A 16,916-nucleotide genomic window follows, 5' to 3' on the forward strand; every position below is an offset into this window, starting at 1 on the left:
GCGCTTAGCCGCGTTCCAGAACCGCTTGTGCAAACTTGTCCAGGTCCGCAATCGTAATTTGCTTGCGGCCTGCCAGAATCAAACCTTGATGATCCCAGCTGCTGACGACGCGGCTGGCCGTGTACAAGGTGGTCCCGGCCAGGTCGGCCAGATCTTGCCGGGTTACCGGAATACTCAAGGACGTCCCTTGTGCGCCGCTTTGACCCACCTGACGAATCAAGCGCAGCAGGCTGTGAGCCAGTCGCTGCTCCACTTCCAGACTATGAATTTCCAGCAGGCGATCATCGGCATCGCTCAGTCGTTGCGCGACCGTGTCTTGTGCAGAGCTGAGCAGGCAAGGAAAGCGTTGCGTCAGGCTGTCCCAGGACTTTTCAGGCCAGGCCAATGCGGCGCTGGTGGTTACGCTAATGGCGGTTGCCGGATAGTTGCGACGGCGCAGGGCAGGGGCAATGCCAATTACGTCGCCGGGCAAGGCAAAACGTACCAAGAGTTGTGAACCATTGGGCATGGTGCGTACGACTTTGATCAGGCCTTGCAGCAGAACAAAAAAGTGGTCGCTGCTTTGTTCCTGACGAAAGACCTGGCTGTCCTTGTCGTAGTGGATCAGGCGTCCCTCTTGCCACAGTTCGTTGATGCTGGTTGCGTCCAGCTGGGAGAAAACGGGCAGGCTGGCTAACAAGGAGGGGTAGGATATGTCAGTCATCACTTAAGCTTTCTGAGCGGGTTTTAAGCCCTAGTTTGCTGGCCAGCTTGTGCAGATTGCTGGGGTCTATGCCTAGCTGCCGGGCAGCCTGGCTCCAGTTACCGTCAGTCTCATCCAGAGCTTGCCGAATCAGCCGGCTTTGCAGCTGCTCAACGGACTGACGCAAGGATGGGCGAGGTGAGCCAATAGCCGTACTGGTCGCTGCGACAGGCTGGTGGGTAGAAGGTAACAAATTGAGATTATCGGCGCTAAGCGTAAATATTTGGTTACGATCTGGCGTATCGACCAGCAGGCGGATGGTTGCCCGACTGATTAAATGTTCTAGTTCGCGAACATTACCTGGCCAATGATAAGCCAGTAAAGCGGCTTCTGCGTCGGGGGATAAGCGAATTCCGCGCAATCCCAAACGAGAACGGTTGGTCTCCAGAAAGTGGCCTGCCAGCAGCAGAATGTCCTGATGGCGCTCGCGCAGTGCGGGGATCGTGAGGGGGAAAACCGACAGACGGTGAAACAAGTCCGCCCGGAAACCACCTTGGGCGATCTGCTGGCTCAGATCACGGTTTGTGGCAGCAACCAGACGTACATTCAATTTGATGGGGTGGTCCGCCCCCAGGCGCTGAATCTCGCCGTTCTGCAAAGTACGCAGCAACTTGGCTTGTATCGTTAAAGACAACTCGCCTATTTCATCCAGAAACAGGGTGCCGCCCTGGGCCGCTTCAAAGCGCCCGGCCCGATTCTCATGGGCACCCGAGAATGCTCCCTTTACGTGCCCGAATAATTCGCTTTCTGCCAGAGACTCGGGCAGGGCAGCGCAGTTCACGTAGATCAAGGGTTTGTTGTGGCGTGGTGAGCGTTGGTGCAGGCGTTGTGCAAATAACTCCTTCCCCACGCCGGTTTCACCCAGCAAGAGCACAGGCAGCTCGGAGGTGGCCACCGTGTCCAGCAATTGAATGACCTCCAGCAGGGATTTGCTGTTGCCAATGATGGCGGCCGAGCTATTGCGCGACAGGTAATCGGGCGGCAAGGTGGAGAGCAGGCGCAAGCTGCGGTTTTCTTCTTCCAGCTCGCTGATGCGAATTGCGCTTTCCAACACCAGACACCAGTGCTTGAGTTCCACCAGCGTGGAGGCTGAAAACGTCCCTGGTCGCAAGGCATCCAGCGTCAGAATGCCCCAGGGCGTGCCCTGGACTTGCAAGGTAATTCCCACGCAATCATGCACCGGCAGGGGCTGGCCCAGCTTGTCATCAAGCAGGCCGTCATACGGGTCCGGCAGGGCACAGTTGGGTTCAAAGCGGGTCAGGCTGGGGGAGTTCAGGATCCGCGTCAGTCGGGGGTGATCTGCAATGACAAAGTGACGCCCCAGGGTGTCATGGCCCAGACCACTGGCCGCCACAATGCGCAGCACCGTGTCGTCCAGCTTCAGCAAACCCGCCGCATCACAGCCAAAGTGCCGTGCCAGCAAATGCACCATGCGCTGCAGGCGTAACGGCCCCGGAATCTCGGTGGCAAGGTCGGCAATCAAGAGATCTAGCATGGGTGAAAAATACCCTTATGGTGAAAAATACCCAGTTTTGTCGAGGTAGTTTATACCCAGGCTGACGGCAACCCTTTGATCTATGTCGTCCAGGACTTGGCACGGTCTTTGCTTTAGATGTTTTGTCATACATTTTTAAGGACTATGACATGACCCCCGACTTAGCAGAACATCGCTACAAGGCGTGTACTTCGGTCCGTCCCCCGTTCCGGGGCCGTACCCAAACAGGTTTTGACCAGGTAACTGGGTCCTGCCAGGACTTGTTTGGATTGGGTCGTTTGATTCATCAGCGAGACGGAGAAGAAAATGCGTAGCTATAAAAAACTATGGTGGTCCCTGGTGGCAGTCACCATGGTCACCTTTGCCATCCTGGGATGGACAGGTGTGGAGGTGTATCGTCAGGCACCCCCCATGCCCGTCAAGGTAGTCACACCGGATGGCCGTGAATTTACCTCACAGGAACAGATACATCGTGGCCAGTCCGCCTGGCAAAGTACTGGCGGTATGCAGCTGGGCTCGATCTGGGGGCATGGGGCCTACCAGGCCCCGGACTGGAGCGCCGACTGGCTGCACCGGGAGGCTCTGGCCTGGCTGGATCTGGCCGCCCAGCAAACCTACTCGCTGAACTATGATCAGCTGACATCCAGTCAGCAGGCCACCTTGCGGCAGGAACTTCAGGACGAATACCGTCCTAACCGCATTGATGAAGCGACGGGCGTATTGCAGATCAGCGAACGTCGCGCCAAGGCCATCGACACCACTGCCCAGTATTACATCGACCTGTTTGGTGATGCGCCCGAGCTGAAATCCAGCCGCGAGAGCTTCGCCATGAAGGACAACACCCTGCCAGAGCTGCAGCGCCGTCAGGACATGACCCGCTTTTTCTTCTGGCTGTCCTGGGCCACGGTAACGGAGCGTCCTGGCACTACCGTCAGCTATACCAACAACTGGCCACATGAGCCCTTGGTGGATAACCATCCTTCCACGGCCAATATCGTCTGGTCCATTGTCAGTATCGTGCTCTTGCTGGCCGGTATTGGTTTGCTGGTCTGGATCTGGGCCTTTACGCACAAAGAAGAGGAAGCCCCTGTTGCACCGGCCACTGATCCGGTTCTGGCATTTCGCCTGACCCCTTCGCAGCGTGCCCTGAAAAAATATGCCTTCCTGACGGTTGCCCTGTTTGTCATCCAGGTCTTCCTGGGCGGCTTTACGGCGCACTACACGGTTGAAGGCCAGATGTTCTATGGCATAGACGTGTCGCAGTGGTTCCCTTACTCCTTGACCCGTACCTGGCATATTCAGGCAGCCCTTTTGTGGATTGCCAGTGGCTTCCTGACCGCTGGTCTGTTCCTTGTGCCATTGATTAATGGGGGCGAGGATCCGAAGTTCCAGCGTCTGGGTGTGGACGTTCTGTTCGGCGCTCTGGTTGTACTCTTTATTGGTTCTTTTGCCGGCAACTTCCTGGCCATCAAAAATATCCTGCCCCCCGAGCTGAACTTCTGGTTCGGTCACCAGGGTTATGAGTATCTGGATCTGGGCCGTTTCTGGCAGATCATCAAGTTCATTGGCCTGGCTTTCTGGCTCCTGCTGATGTTGCGTGGCATGTGGCCTGCCTTGCGTCGTGACAAGGGCGACAACCATTTATTGGTTCTGTTGACCATCTCTACCGTGGCCATTGGTCTGTTCTACGGTACCGGCTTGTTCTATGGCGAGCACACCAATATCACCATCATGGAGTACTGGCGCTGGTGGGTGGTTCACCTGTGGGTTGAGGGCTTCTTCGAGGTCTTTGCAACGGTTGCCATGGGCTTTATCTTCCTGACCTTGGGTCTGGTTTCCAAGCGTAGTGCCACGATTGCGGGTTTGGCAGCGGCCTCGCTGTTCCTGGTCGGTGGTGTGCCTGGTACTTTGCACCACCTGTACTTCTCGGGTACGACCACGCCGATCATGGCCATTGGTGCTTCCTTCAGCGCGTTGGAAGTGGTGCCTTTGATCATGTTGGGCTACGAAGCTTTCCATAACTGGAAGATGCAGAAACAAGCCAGCTGGATGAGTGATCTGCGTTGGCCCGTCATGTTCTTTGTGGCCGTGGCCTTCTGGAACATGCTGGGTGCTGGTGTGTTTGGCTTCCTGATCAACCCACCTATCTCGCTGTACTACATCCAGGGTTTGAACACCACGCCATTGCATGCTCACGCAGCCTTGTTCGGTGTGTATGGCTTCCTGTCTTTGGGCTTTGTCTTGCTGGTGGTGCGTTATATCTCGCCCGAGGTTCGTTACAACGATCGCCTGATGAGCTGGGGCTTCTGGACGCTGAACCTGGGTCTGGTGCTGATGATGTTCGTCAGCCTGCTGCCAGCCGGGATTATTCAGGCCTGGGCCAGCATCTCGGAAGGCATGTGGTATGCCCGTAGCGAAGAGTTCATGCAGCAGCCTATCCTGCAATCCCTGCGCTGGTGGCGCACCTTGGGTGACGTTGTGTTCATTGCCGGTGCATTGATTGTGTTCCAGCAGGTTTGGGTACGTATCATGGCTGGCCGTCGCGGTGCCGCTGCCAATGCTGCAGGTGCAGTAAAAGCATCGTGATCTTGTTTAAGGACGGTCTGTTTTTTCTGTGAGATTCCGTCTATGAAAAAAACCGCCTTCGGGCGGTTTTTTTTGTTGCTTATGCGAGATGCTTGCGCTGCAGCAAAGAGCGGGAAGTCTGATTGCGGTCCAATACATCCTGTAACTGTTAGATCTGAATAACATTTAATCAGCAGGCATCACGCCTGGATCAAACCGGAGGTAGTATGGAACGTCGTCATTTCTTGAAAAGTGCTGGCCTAGGTGTCGCCGCAGGAACGACTTTGCTGGCGGCTCAAGTACAAGCCCGCGAGATGGCTGCACCAAAAAAGAACGCGCCCTGGCTGGCCGCGCGTACAGAAGCCCAGATCGCCAAGCTGGAGCGGGTCAAGGTGGATCTGGTTGCGCCTCCTATGGTCCACAAGCACGAGCAGAAAGTAGGTCCCGAGCCTCGCGTGGTGGAGTTCCGCATGAGCATCGTGGAAAAAGAGATCGTGGTCGATCGCGATGGCACCACCATGCACGCCATGATGTTTGATGGCTCCATGCCCGGCCCCACCATGGTTGTGCATGAAGGCGACTACCTGGAGCTGACTCTGGTCAACCCGGCCAGCAACACTATGCCGCACAACATCGACTTTCACGCCTCGACTGGCGCGCTGGGCGGTGCCAAGTTGACCAACGTGAACCCCGGCGAACAAGCCACCTTGCGCTTCAAGGCCGACCGTACCGGTACGTTTGTGTACCACTGCGCACCCGAAGGCTCTGTAGCCTGGCACGTGGTCCAGGGCATGCACGGTACCGTCATGGTGCTGCCACGCGACGGCCTGAAGGATTCGGCGGGCAACTCGCTGCATTACGACCGTGTCTACACCATTGGCGAGTTTGACCTCTACATCCCTCGTGATGAAAAGGGCAACTTCAAAAAGTATGGTTCCTCGGCTGAAAGCTATGGCGACACCCTGGAAGCCATGCGTGGTCTGATCCCCAGCCACGTGGTGTTCAACGGCAAGGTCGGTGCCTTGATGGGCGACGGTGCCATGAAGGCCAACGTGGGTGAAACCGTGCTGTTCATTCACTCGCAGGCCAACCGCGACACCCGTCCTCACCTGATCGGTGGTCACGGTGACTGGGTTTGGGAACTGGGCAAGTTTGATGATCCACCTGCCAAGAACCTGGAAACCTGGTTCATTCGCGGCGGTTCGGCCGGTGTGGCGCTCTACACCTTCAAGCAGCCTGGTGTGTACGCCTATGTGAACCACAACCTGATCGAAGCCATGGAACTGGGCGCAGCAGGTCACGTTCTGGTCGAAGGCGAATGGAACGACGACTTGATGAAGCAAGTCAGCCCTCCCGGCCCGATCAAGGGCTAAGCAGGGTTGGCACCCGGTACGCGGAATTGAGGACCAGAAGCACTTATCAATTCCGCCGGGCTTCAAGGCAGTTATTGAATAGTGATTAGCTAGTGAAAACGCAAGAGGTTCGAACCATGAAAAACGGGCCTCTTGTACAGAAAACGAAGTATCAGCCAGGCATGCATTCATGCCGACTGTTTAAAGGGTAAACCCATGAGAACCTATCGCCCCGCCACCATGATGTACTCCGCAATGGCCGCTTTGTTTTTGCTGGCCGCCGCACCTGCAGCACATGCCAACTCGGACGAAGCTCTCAAGCTGTACAAGTCTTCGTGTATGGTCTGTCATGCATCGGGTATGGCCAATGCCCCTCGTTTGGGTGACAAGGCTCGTTGGGAGCCCCTGATCGCCCAAGGCGAAGACGCCTTGATGCAAGTTGTGCTGAACGGCAAGGGCGCCATGCCCCCACGCGGTGCAGCACCTAAAGCAACCGATGAACAATTGCGTAGCGTTGTGCGCTACATGATTGAAAAAGCCAGCTAAGGCGCTGGCTTTTTCAGGCTGGATTTACAGGCTCCAGTCGTAATCAACCGTCAGTGGCGCGTGGTCGCTGAAACGCTCTTCCTTATAGACCGTTGCGCTGCGCGCCTTGGCAGCAATACCTGGGGTGGCAATTTGATAATCAATGCGCCACCCCACATTTTTGGCCCAAGCCTGGCCGCGGTTGCTCCACCAGGTGTAGCACTCGTCCGTGGTATCGGGATGCAGGCTGCGGTACACATCCACCCAAGCCAGTTCGCCCAGCACTTTGCTCATCCAGGCGCGTTCTTCTGGCAGAAAACCGCTGTTTTTCAGATTGCCTTTCCAGTTCTTCAAATCGGCTTCGTGGTGCGCAATATTCCAGTCACCGCAAATAATGAACTCGCGGCCGGTATCGAGGTGTTCCTGCATCAAGCCATTAATCCATTGCTCAAAATGATCCAGAAAGCGGTACTTGGCGGTTTGACGCTCGTCGCCCGATGAACCCGAGGGCAGGTAGGCGCTAATCACACTAAGGTCGTTCCAGTCGGCGCGGATAATGCGGCCTTCAGCATCGAACTCTTCGCAGGCCATGCCTTCGGCCACGCTTTCTGCCTTGTGGTTCAGGTACAGGCCTACACCGCTATAGCCTTTTTTCTGAGCATGGTGGAAATGCCCGTGGTATTGACCGGGGTTGGTCAAATCGGGGGTCAGATCAGGCTCGCTGATCTTGATTTCCTGCATGCAGACAATATGAGGTTTCTGGGCTTCCAGCCAGGCGGGCAGGCCTTTACGAAAGGCGGCCCGAATACCGTTGACGTTTAACGAGGTGACGCGTAACACGTGGCAATTCTCCTTATAGCGTCAGCACTTTAACCCGTAACCTGCCTGGATGTCAGTGGCCGTCAGAGCTTGTTACGACGCTGAGCCGAAGCGGTAGCTGGACACGGTCAAGCCACCAAAGGCCTGGGTTTCGTGGTGGAAGCGATGCGCTGCGTCGCCACGCGCAGCACCAGCGGCCACCATGAGGGGAACCAGGTGATCTTCGCGGGGATGGGCAATACGTGCGGCCGGGGCCTGTTCCCAGTCCATCAAGGCCTGACGACGGGCGGCAGGGTCCTCCAGGCTCAGGCTTTGATGCAGCCAGGCATCAAACTGGGCAGAGGGCTGCACAACGCCAGGGCCCATATTGCGCAGGTTGTGATAGCTCAGACCGCTGCCAATAATCAGCACCTCTTCGTCTCGCAAAGGCGCAAGCGCCTCGCCCATGGCGTAGTGCAGGGCCGGGTCGTAGTTCGCGTGAATGGACAGTTGCACCATAGGCACTTTGGCTTGCGGATAGATCACATAAGCCGGTACGAATGCACCGTGGTCAAAGCCACGCTGCGAATCCAGATGAGTGGGCAGGCCAGCGCCTTCCAGCAAATTACAGACCTGTTGGGCCAGAGCAGGATCGCCTGGTGCAGGGTAGTGAATCTCGTACGTGTGGGATGGAAAGCCGTAATAGTCGTACACCATGCTCGGTTGTGCTGCGGCGGCAACCAGCAGATTGGCTTGTTGAGCTTCCCAGTGGGCGGAGACCATCAAGATCGCTTTGGGTGTGCGCCCCAATTGGCGTGGAATATCCTGCAAGGCAGCACGCAGCGGGGCGTACATGGTTTGCGCTTCAGGCATCCAGGGCCAGGGTCCGCCACCATGCGAGATGAAGTAGGTGGGCATTGTCATGATGATCTCCTGCCCCTGCCCTGATAGGGGCAGGGGATAAGGGGTTGGTTAAGGCGTCAGGCTTTGCCGCGGCCTGCGTCAATACTCCATGGGCCTGGGCCGGCAAAGGCCAGGTACAGGAAGGCAAAGCAGAACAGAACTGCCGCCTCACCGCCATTGAGGATAGGGGTTGCGAAGGTGCTGCCGCTGGCGTGGCCAATAAAGTAGGCGAAAGCGCACAGGCCCGAAGCGATAAAGGCCGCAAAACGAGAGAACAGACCAATCACCAGCAAGACACCCAGAACCAGTTCCAGAATGCCCGCAATGCCGTAAATGGAGCTGATTTGCAGGTTGGCAAACATGTCTACTTTGGGGAAACCCAGGATCTTGGCAGTACCGTGTGTCAGCAGGAGATAGCCTGTAACGATGCGCAGCAGGCTAAGGATGCGAGGAGTCCAGCTAGAGGTAAGGGCGCTCATGTATGTTCCTTTGGAAAGTTGACAGTATCGGTAAACGAAGCACTGGCCCGGCGTAGTGACAAAAGCTCTGTGTCAGGCATGACGTGATGACATCCTGGTGCTGGTCCCGCCCATTCAAGGCCCAGACAGGCACCGGGTTAGCGCTCGTTCAAGATTAATCAATTACTATCAGGAAATAAACAGGCCTCTTTTCATTAGTTACTTTCTTATTAGGAAAGCATGGATACGATTCAGAGTTTGCGGGTGTTCCGGGAAATCGTCGCAGCGGGCAGCTTTGCAGCGGCGGCGCAACGCTTGGATATGTCTGCGCCCATGGTCAGCAAGCACTTGGCCAATCTGGAAAAACAGCTGGGCGCCCGCTTGCTCCATCGCAGCAGCCGTCGTTTGAGCCTGACAGAGTTGGGGCAAACCTACTTTGATTATTGCTTGCAGGCACTCGATACCCTGGAGCGCGGACAGCAGGCATTGTCGGGTTCTGAGCATCAGCCCCAAGGTGTGTTGAGAGTGACGGCCCCCGTATGGTTTGCCAACCGCAAAGTGGCGCAGCTGTTGCAGGATTACCAAACGCGCTTTCCGGAAGTGACTCTGGACATGAGCCTGAGCAATCACAAAGTGGATTTAGTGGCGGAAGGTTTTGACCTGGCCTTGCGGGTGATGCGCGAGCCTGCGCCGCATCAGATTGCACGTCTTATTTGCCCCACGCCCTTTCATCTGGTGGCCAGCCCGGAGTTTGTGGCCCAGCACGGCATGCCGCGTAACTGTGCGGAGGTGATGCGTCTGCCGGCTATCAGCCCCAGTTATTTACAGCAGCCCAGTTTTGAATTTTTGGGGCCGGACGGGCCGGAGTCCTTGCGCCTGAATCCTTTCATGCGTTCGGATAACACCAATCTGACTTATTACAGTGCGTTGGGTGGAGCAGGGCTGGCCTATTTGCCGGAGTGGCTGGTGATGGATGATCTGGAAAGTGGTCGGCTGGTTCGCCTGTTGCCCGATTACACCGAAGAGCTGCAGCAGCTGCATGCCGTCTATGCCAGCCGTCGCTATTTGACACCTAAAGTGCGCAGTTTTATCGACTTCTTGCTGGAAGAACTGGCCGAACCTGCCAAGTGATGGCTCACATCACGCTAAAATGCTTTTCGTCTCTATCTTTTTCATACTCTGTCATGTCGGCTAATAACGATAATCGTCGCAATTTTGTGCGCTTTTCCCTGGAACAGGGAGTGCTGCGCTTTGGGGAATTCAAGGTCAAGTCTGGCCGTTTGAGCCCTTACTTCTTCAATGCCGGCCTGTTCAATACGGGACGTAGTGTGGGTCAGCTGGCCCGTTTCTATGCTCAGGCTTTGCTGGATTCGGGCGTGTCTTTTGACATGCTGTTTGGTCCCGCCTACAAGGGGATTCCTCTGGCTGCCGCAACCTCGATTGCCCTGGCTGAGCACCCGCAAATCGGTGAGCGTGATGTGCCTTTTGCTTTCAACCGCAAGGAAGCCAAAGACCACGGCGAAGGCGGCACCCTGGTGGGCGCTCCTTTGCAAGGCAAGGTCGTGATTATTGATGACGTGATCACAGCGGGTACGTCCGTGCGTGAATCCATGCAGATCATCAAGGCCGCAGGTGCAGAACCTGCCGCGGTGCTGATTGCTCTGGATCGCATGGAGCGCGCCGGTAACGATCAGGAACTGTCCGCGCATTCTGCAGTGCAGGAAGTGGAACAGACTTACGGTATTCCTGTGATCAGCATTGCCTCTTTGGCTGACATCATGGCGGTGCTGGCGGACGATACCACCTTGGCGGCTCATGCTCCTCAAGTGAAAGCCTACCGCGACCGCTACGGTGTCTGATCATCTGCGTTTGTTAAGCAGAGTTCAGCAGTAAAAAAACACCAGGCCTTGGCCTGGTGTTTTTGTATCCGTTAAGCGTAGAGTCCGGACTTAGGCGTCCAGCTTTTGCTTGAGCATTTCGTTGATCTGCTGCGGATTGGCCTTGCCCTTGGCAACCTTCATCACCTGACCGACCAAGGCGTTGAAGGCTTTTGGCTTGCCGGCACGGTGCTGCTCGACGATGCTGGGGTTGGCGGCCAGTACTTCGTCCACCATGGCCTCAATGGCACCTACGTCATTGATCTGCTTCAAGCCACGGGCGTCGATAATGGCGTCCACATCGCCATTGAGCTCGCCGTCCCACTGCGCCGCGAACACGTCACGGGCAATCTTGTTGGAGATGGTGCCGTCAGCAATACGGGCAATCAGCTGAGCCAATTGTGCTGGGCTGACTTTGGACTGCTCAATGCTCAGCTCTTCACGGTTCAAGGCAGCCGATAGTTCGCCCAGAATCCAGTTGGCGGCCAGTTTCGCGTTCGCCTTGGAGCCCGCCTGCAAGATGGCTTCGAAGAAGTCAGCCGTTGCACGATCTACCGTCAGTTGCGAGGCATCGTAACGGCTCAGTTCAAACTCTTGCTCGAAGCGAGCCAGTTTCTGGGCGGGCAGTTCAGGCATGTCCTGACGAACTTGCTCGATCCACTCTTCACTGATAAACAGAGGTGGCAGGTCAGGATCGGGGAAGTAGCGGTAATCGTGTGCGTCTTCCTTGCTGCGCATGCTGCGGGTCTCGTCACGGTCCGAGTCGTACAGGCGCGTTTCCTGGATGACTTTGCCACCGTCTTCGATCAGCTCGATCTGGCGGCGTGCTTCGTATTGAATGGCACGTTCCAGGAAGCGGAAGGAGTTGATGTTCTTCAGTTCGCAGCGAGTGCCAAATTCTTTCTGGCCTTTAGGGCGTACCGATACGTTGGCATCCACACGGAAAGAGCCTTCCTGCATATTGCCGTCGCAAATGCCCAGCCAGACTACCAGGCTGTGCAGGGCGCGTGCATAGCCCACGGCTTCAGCCGCCGAGCGCATTTCAGGTTCGGACACGATTTCCAGCAGCGGAGTGCCTGCGCGGTTCAAGTCGATCCCGGTGCTGGACTCGCCGTAAGGACCACGGAAGTTTTCATGCAGGGATTTACCGGCATCTTCTTCCAAGTGGGCGCGAGTCAGATTGATGGTTTTTTCTTCACCGTCCAGCATGAAGCTGACCGTACCGCCGCTGACGACAGGAATTTCCATCTGGCTGATCTGGTAGTTCTTGGGCAGATCCGGGTAGAAGTAGTTCTTGCGCTCGAACACGGAGCGCGGCGCAATGTGGCCGCCTACGGCCAGACCCAGGCGAATTGCCCGTTCGGCAGCGCCACGGTTAAAGACAGGCAGAGCGCCGGGCAAGGCCATATCGACTTCGTTGGCTTGCGTGTTGGGCAAGGCGCCAAAGCGAGTGCTGCTGCTGGAGAAGATTTTGGATTCGGTCGAGAGCTGGGTATGAGTTTCCAGCCCGATCACAATTTCCCATTCCATTATTGTTGTCCTGGTTGACGTTGATGCCAGTCGGTGACTTGCTGGAAGCGGTCGGCAAAGGCCAGCAACTGGCCTTCACGGAAGTAGTTGCCAATGATTTGCAGGCCGATGGGCAGGGGGCGCTCATCCTTGCTGAATCCGCAAGGAATGGACATGGCGGGCAGGCCGGCCAGGCTCACGCCCAGTGTGTAGACGTCGCCCAGCCAATCGGTGGTGGGATCCTCGATGGTGGCACCCAGCTTGCGGCCCAGAGCCGGTGTGACGGGGCCCAGGATCAGGTCGCACTGTTCAAAGACTTTCTGGAAGTCGTCCACAATCATGCGGCGCACGCGTTGGGCTTGCAGATAGTAGGCGTCGTAGTAGCCATGCGAGAGCACATAAGTGCCGACCAGGATGCGGCGTACCACTTCAGGGCCAAAGCCTTCCGAGCGCGAGCGCGAAATCATGCTGTTCAGATCGGTGTACTGGCTGGCGCGGTGGCCAAAGCGTACGCCGTCAAAGCGCGACAGGTTGGTGGAGGCCTCAGCGGGGCTGATGACGTAGTAAGTCGGGACAGATAGCTCTGTCAGGGGCAGTTGCACGGTGACGCGCTCTGCACCCAGGCTTTCGTAGGTTTTCAGGGCGGCTTCAATGGCGTCGGCAACGACCGGATCCAGGCCGGGGCCAAAGAACTGGGCGGGCACACCAATACGCAGGCCTTTCAGTGGCTGGCTGCCTTGGGCTTCTTGTTGAGCCTGTTGCTGTTCAAATTGCTGACGAATGCGCGCGCCGTTATTGGGCTGGTCGTCGCAAAACTCCAGGCTGGTGGCGTCTTGCGGGTCGAAACCACACATGTTCTCCAGCAAGTCCAGCAAGTCGCGTGCATTGCGAGCGATAGGGCCGGCCTGATCCAGGCTGGAGCCGTAGGCAATAATGCCGAAGCGGGAAATCGTGCCGTAGGTGGGCTTGATGCCGCTGACACCACACAGGGCGGCAGGCTGGCGAATCGAACCACCGGTATCGGTTGCAGTCGCACCCGCTACCAGGCCAGCAGCGACAGCGGCGGCAGAACCACCCGAGGAGCCACCGGGCACCATGGAGTGATCCCAAGGGTTGCGCACGGGGCCAAACACCGAGCTTTCGTTGCGCGAGCCCATGGCGAACTCGTCACAGTTCAGCTTGCCCAGCGAGACAGCACCGGCTGCCTGCAGCTTGGTCACGACCGTGGCGTCAAAGGGGCTGACGTAGCCTTCCAGCATTTTGCTGCAGGCGGTGGTCTGCCAATCCTTGGTGACAAACAAATCTTTGTGGGCGATAGGGATGCCGGTCAGTGGACCGGCCTTGCCTTGAGCAATCAGGGCGTCAGCGGCATCGGCCTGGGCCAGGGTCAGGGCAGCGTCCTGCTGCACGAAGGCATTGAGCTCTTTTTGACGGGCGCTGTTGTCCAGGGCTTGCTGGGCCAGCTCGCGGGCACTGACGGTTTTGTTTTGCAGAGCTTGGCGCAGCGCTGCAATAGTCGCGAATTCAGGGGTAAAAGACATGGTTTTGCTTTATTCGATGACCGTGGGCACCAGAAACAGGCCATCCTGCTCGGCGGGGGCGTTGCGCATCATGGCCTGGCGGCTTTCTACCGTTCCGGAAGGCAGGGCCTTGTCCTCGCGCAGACGCAGACTGATCTGCTGGCGGGCGGACAAAGGGTGGGCCATGGGCTCAACGCCTTGAGTATCAACGGTTTGCAAGGTCTGGATCAGGCCCAGGATGCGCGTCAAATCGTGCTCGACCTGGGAGGCTTGTTCAGCAGAAAGATCAAGGCGCGCCAGTTGCGCTATACGGGCAACATCCTGTTCAGTGATAGACATGTGGGTGGGTACTGGAAAATGAGTAATAAAAAAAAGCGGAAATCCGTCAGTTAGGGACAGTTTGGCACTTTTACAGCAAATGCGGGGGTTACAGAACTTAACTGACCATTAAAACAGTCCTAATGTAGAGCAATTATAAGTTATCATTGACCGTTTCCTTCCCAGGTATTTTTGAATTCGTTGCCTGGTTCTTGTGCCTGTCGTTTTACGCTTGAGTTCCGCGCCGAATTTACCTGCCTTTTCCCCAAACACTTTACACTTTGCGCGCCCATGTTCGGATTCCTACGCAGTTACTTTTCCAGCGATATGGCAATCGACCTCGGTACGGCCAATACCCTTATCTATGTACGCGGCAAGGGTATCGTACTGGATGAACCGTCCGTTGTAGCCATCCGCCATGAAGGTGGACCTAATGGTAAAAAAATCATTCAGGCCGTTGGGCAGGAGGCCAAGCAAATGCTGGGTCGGGTGCCTGGCAATATTGAAGCCATCCGGCCCATGAAGGATGGTGTGATCGCGGACTTTACGGTCACCGAGCAAATGCTCAAGCAGTTCATCCGCATGGTTCACCCACGCAGCATGTTTGCTCCCAGCCCACGCATTATCGTGTGTGTGCCTTGCGGCTCCACCCAGGTGGAACGCCGTGCCATCAAAGAATCTGCTCTGGGCGCTGGCGCCAGCAAGGTCTACCTGATTGAAGAGCCCATGGCGGCCGCTATCGGTGCAGGCCTGGCCGTGTCCGATGCCAGCGGCTCCATGGTGGTGGATATCGGTGGTGGTACAACCGAAGTGGCAGTGATCTCTTTAGGCGGTATGGTCTATAAAGGATCGGTTCGCGTCGGTGGCGACAAGTTTGACGAAGCCATTATTAATTACATCCGTCGCAATTACGGAATGCTAATTGGTGAACCTACGGCTGAATTGATCAAAAAAGAGATCGGTTCCGCATTCCCTGGCACTGAAATTCGCGAGATTGAAGTCAAGGGTCGTAATTTGTCCGAAGGGGTGCCACGCAGTTTCACGGTGTCGTCCAACGAGATTCTGGAATCGCTTACCGATCCCTTGAATCAAATCGTTTCCGCGGTTAAAACCGCTCTGGAACAAACTCCTCCAGAACTGGGTGCGGACATCACTGACAAGGGCATCGTCCTGACAGGTGGTGGTGCTCTGGTTCATGACCTGGACCGTCTGCTGCAAGAAGAGACCGGCTTGCCCGTCGTGGTGGCTGAAGATCCTCTGACCTGCGTGGTACGGGGTTGCGGCGAGGCTCTGGAACATCTGGAGCGTCTGGAGTCCGTATTCATTTACGATTGATCTTTGCTTGGCCTTCACGGCAGTGTCTGCCTGTGGGGGCAAGCGATCGAGTGCTTGAGTAATGCGAGAACAAGGCTCCATCCGGCTATTTAGGCGCGGCTCATCAGCTGAGCTGCGTCTGGCCGCTCTTTTGGTGCTGGCTGTGGGCTTGTTGATTACTGACGCTCGTTATGCGGTGCTCGAACCCGTGCGTCAGGCCGTGGCCACTGTGCTGTATCCCTTTCAGCGTGTCATGCTGGCCCCTCGTGATCTGGTTACTTATTTCAGCAGCTGGACCGACGCGGCCTCCACCGCCCGTTCCGAAAAAGAAGCCTTGCAACGCCAGCGTATCGAGCTGGCTCAGTTGTCTACCCATGCCGCCCAGCTGTCTGCTGAGAACGAGCAGCTGCGCCGTTTGCTGCAAGTGGCCGATACGGTTACCCAACCGTCTGTCGCGGTAGAGGTTCTGTACGAACCGCCTAATGGGTACGCCCGTCACCTGATCTTCAATAAAGGCTCGGCCAGCGGTATTCGCCCCGGCATGCCGGTTATTGACGAAGGCGGCGTGGTTGGCCAGGTGGTGCGTGTCACGCGCTTTACCTCGGAAGCTGCGCTGATCACGGACGATAAAGTCTCGGTGCCGGTCCAGGTGTTGCGCAATGGTCTGCGTTTGATTGCCTTCGGTGGCAACCCCGGTGGCAAAGTGGAAGTGCGTTTTCTGACGGCTGATGTGGATCTGGAGCCTAACGATACCTTGATCACCAGCGGTATCGGTGGCTTGTTCCCTGCCGGTCTGCCGGTGGGCATGGTCAGCAGTATCGAGCGCGATGATGCGTCCGGTTTTGCGCTGGCCTTGGTGACGCCTTTGTCGCACCCCGAGCGTTATCGCCATTTTCTGATTTTGCTGGTGCCCGAGAGCGAGCGCCCTCTTGAACAGGACGATGCCAATGATGCGACGCGCTGAGTCCTCGGACACCTCGGGCCGTAAAACCCGGTCCTCATCCTTGAGTAGTTTGCAGCCTATTGATAGCAGCCCGTTTTCGCGCGCTTCCAGTCCCTGGTTGGTGTGGGGCTCGATTCTGCTGATGTGGCTGGTTTCCATGCTGCCCTGGCGCCTGCTGCCCTTTGCACCCGATCTGTTGATGCTGGTGCTGGCCTTCTGGGCTGTACACGAGCCGCGCCGTGTTCCCATGTCACTGGCATTTATTGTGGGCATTCTGGTGGATGTGCACGATGGCAGTCTGCTGGGCGAGCATGCCCTGGCCTATATTCTGGTCGTGTACGGCGCATTGCTGCTGCGCAAGCGCATCCTGAACTTTGGCATGTGGACTCACTTCTTGCACATGGCAGTTGTCATGCTGCTGGCCCAGTTGATTGTGCGGGTTCTGCACGCCTGGCTGGTAGGGGAGTGGTCTGGCTGGGAGTGGGCCGGAGGCGCCTTGTTGACCGCCGCCCTGTGGCCGCTGGCCGATAGTGTGCTGTTCTTGCCGCAGCGACGTCTGGACGAGTCCGACTCCGGTTCGTCCTGACGGGTAGGGCG

The 16,916-nt window shown here is 56.9% G+C and carries 16 protein-coding genes; 8 read left to right on the forward strand and 8 right to left on the reverse strand.

Going from position 1 to position 16,916, the window contains the following annotated elements:
- Window positions 1-4 precede the first annotated feature (4 nt).
- Both ACLPGZ_RS01845 and norR read right to left on the reverse strand, forming a co-directional pair.
- On the reverse strand, window positions 5-703 hold the full coding sequence (locus ACLPGZ_RS01845) for a Crp/Fnr family transcriptional regulator (RefSeq protein WP_060186649.1): 699 nt from the start codon (window positions 701-703) through the stop codon (window positions 5-7).
- The gene (norR, locus tag ACLPGZ_RS01850; protein ID WP_429640963.1) at window positions 696-2,237 is read right to left on the reverse strand and encodes a nitric oxide reductase transcriptional regulator NorR; all 1,542 of its coding nucleotides are present in this window, start codon (window positions 2,235-2,237) and stop codon (window positions 696-698) included. Before norR ends, ACLPGZ_RS01845 begins: the two co-directional genes overlap by 8 nt.
- Window positions 2,238-2,543: 306 nt before the next feature.
- Here norR and ACLPGZ_RS01855 point away from each other — a divergent pair, with 306 nt between their 5' ends.
- The 3 genes from ACLPGZ_RS01855 (at window position 2,544) to ACLPGZ_RS01865 (ending at window position 6,700) form a co-directional block, all read left to right on the forward strand.
- A complete protein-coding gene (locus ACLPGZ_RS01855) occupies window positions 2,544-4,823 on the forward strand; it encodes a nitric-oxide reductase large subunit (protein WP_026484439.1) in 2,280 nt (759 codons plus the stop codon).
- Window positions 4,824-5,029: 206 nt separating this feature from the next.
- Window positions 5,030-6,175: a copper-containing nitrite reductase gene (nirK, locus tag ACLPGZ_RS01860; protein WP_429640964.1), complete on the forward strand. Its 1,146-nt coding sequence runs from the start codon at window positions 5,030-5,032 to the stop codon at window positions 6,173-6,175.
- 195 nt (window positions 6,176-6,370) lie between these two features.
- The gene (locus ACLPGZ_RS01865; protein ID WP_035270399.1) at window positions 6,371-6,700 is read left to right on the forward strand and encodes a c-type cytochrome; all 330 of its coding nucleotides are present in this window, start codon (window positions 6,371-6,373) and stop codon (window positions 6,698-6,700) included.
- A gap of 24 nt (window positions 6,701-6,724) precedes the next feature.
- Here the strand turns inward: ACLPGZ_RS01865 and ACLPGZ_RS01870 are convergent, their stop codons facing one another.
- The 3 genes from ACLPGZ_RS01870 to ACLPGZ_RS01880 form a co-directional block, all read right to left on the reverse strand.
- Window positions 6,725-7,519 carry an exodeoxyribonuclease III gene (locus ACLPGZ_RS01870; protein ID WP_088452074.1) on the reverse strand — a complete coding sequence of 265 codons (795 nt, stop codon included), beginning with the start codon at window positions 7,517-7,519 and terminating at the stop codon, window positions 6,725-6,727.
- A gap of 72 nt (window positions 7,520-7,591) precedes the next feature.
- Window positions 7,592-8,401, reverse strand: coding sequence for a DODA-type extradiol aromatic ring-opening family dioxygenase (locus tag ACLPGZ_RS01875; RefSeq protein WP_429640965.1), 810 nt, complete (start codon window positions 8,399-8,401; stop codon window positions 7,592-7,594).
- A 56-nt stretch (window positions 8,402-8,457) separates the two neighbouring features.
- A complete protein-coding gene (locus ACLPGZ_RS01880) occupies window positions 8,458-8,859 on the reverse strand; it encodes a DoxX family protein (protein ID WP_026484436.1) in 402 nt (133 codons plus the stop codon).
- A gap of 219 nt (window positions 8,860-9,078) precedes the next feature.
- Between ACLPGZ_RS01880 and ACLPGZ_RS01885 the strand changes: the two genes are divergently transcribed.
- Window positions 9,079-9,969, forward strand: coding sequence for a LysR family transcriptional regulator (locus tag ACLPGZ_RS01885; RefSeq protein ID WP_035270402.1), 891 nt, complete (start codon window positions 9,079-9,081; stop codon window positions 9,967-9,969).
- A 53-nt stretch (window positions 9,970-10,022) separates the two neighbouring features.
- Entirely contained in the window at window positions 10,023-10,697 is a 675-nt protein-coding gene (gene pyrE / locus ACLPGZ_RS01890; protein WP_009460379.1) for an orotate phosphoribosyltransferase, read from the forward strand.
- Window positions 10,698-10,787: 90 nt separating this feature from the next.
- Here the strand turns inward: pyrE and gatB are convergent, their stop codons facing one another.
- The 3 genes from gatB to gatC are packed head-to-tail and all read right to left on the reverse strand — an operon-like array spanning window position 10,788 to window position 14,083.
- A complete protein-coding gene (gene gatB / locus ACLPGZ_RS01895; RefSeq protein WP_022983608.1) occupies window positions 10,788-12,245 on the reverse strand; it encodes an Asp-tRNA(Asn)/Glu-tRNA(Gln) amidotransferase subunit GatB in 1,458 nt (485 codons plus the stop codon).
- Window positions 12,245-13,765, reverse strand: coding sequence for an Asp-tRNA(Asn)/Glu-tRNA(Gln) amidotransferase subunit GatA (gatA, locus tag ACLPGZ_RS01900; RefSeq protein ID WP_035270405.1), 1,521 nt, complete (start codon window positions 13,763-13,765; stop codon window positions 12,245-12,247). Before gatA ends, gatB begins: the two co-directional genes overlap by 1 nt.
- Window positions 13,766-13,774: 9 nt before the next feature.
- Window positions 13,775-14,083, reverse strand: a complete 309-nt coding sequence (gatC, locus tag ACLPGZ_RS01905) for an Asp-tRNA(Asn)/Glu-tRNA(Gln) amidotransferase subunit GatC (protein WP_003801948.1) — start codon at window positions 14,081-14,083, stop codon at window positions 13,775-13,777.
- Between the two features lie 270 nt (window positions 14,084-14,353).
- Between gatC and ACLPGZ_RS01910 the strand changes: the two genes are divergently transcribed.
- The 3 genes from ACLPGZ_RS01910 to mreD all read left to right on the forward strand — a co-directional run bounded on the left by ACLPGZ_RS01910 (window position 14,354) and on the right by mreD (window position 16,905).
- Window positions 14,354-15,397, forward strand: coding sequence for a rod shape-determining protein (locus ACLPGZ_RS01910; protein WP_003801946.1), 1,044 nt, complete (start codon window positions 14,354-14,356; stop codon window positions 15,395-15,397).
- A gap of 61 nt (window positions 15,398-15,458) precedes the next feature.
- The gene (gene mreC / locus ACLPGZ_RS01915) at window positions 15,459-16,340 is read left to right on the forward strand and encodes a rod shape-determining protein MreC (protein ID WP_009460381.1); all 882 of its coding nucleotides are present in this window, start codon (window positions 15,459-15,461) and stop codon (window positions 16,338-16,340) included.
- Window positions 16,324-16,905 (forward strand): rod shape-determining protein MreD, encoded by a 582-nt coding sequence (gene mreD / locus ACLPGZ_RS01920; RefSeq protein ID WP_080748006.1) that lies wholly within the window; start codon window positions 16,324-16,326, stop codon window positions 16,903-16,905. The genes mreC and mreD overlap by 17 nt, the downstream gene beginning before the upstream one ends.
- Window positions 16,906-16,916: the final 11 nt, after the last annotated feature.

The organism is Alcaligenes sp. Me129, assembly GCF_050487245.1.
GTDB classification, from domain to species: domain Bacteria; phylum Pseudomonadota; class Gammaproteobacteria; order Burkholderiales; family Burkholderiaceae_B; genus Alcaligenes; species Alcaligenes phenolicus.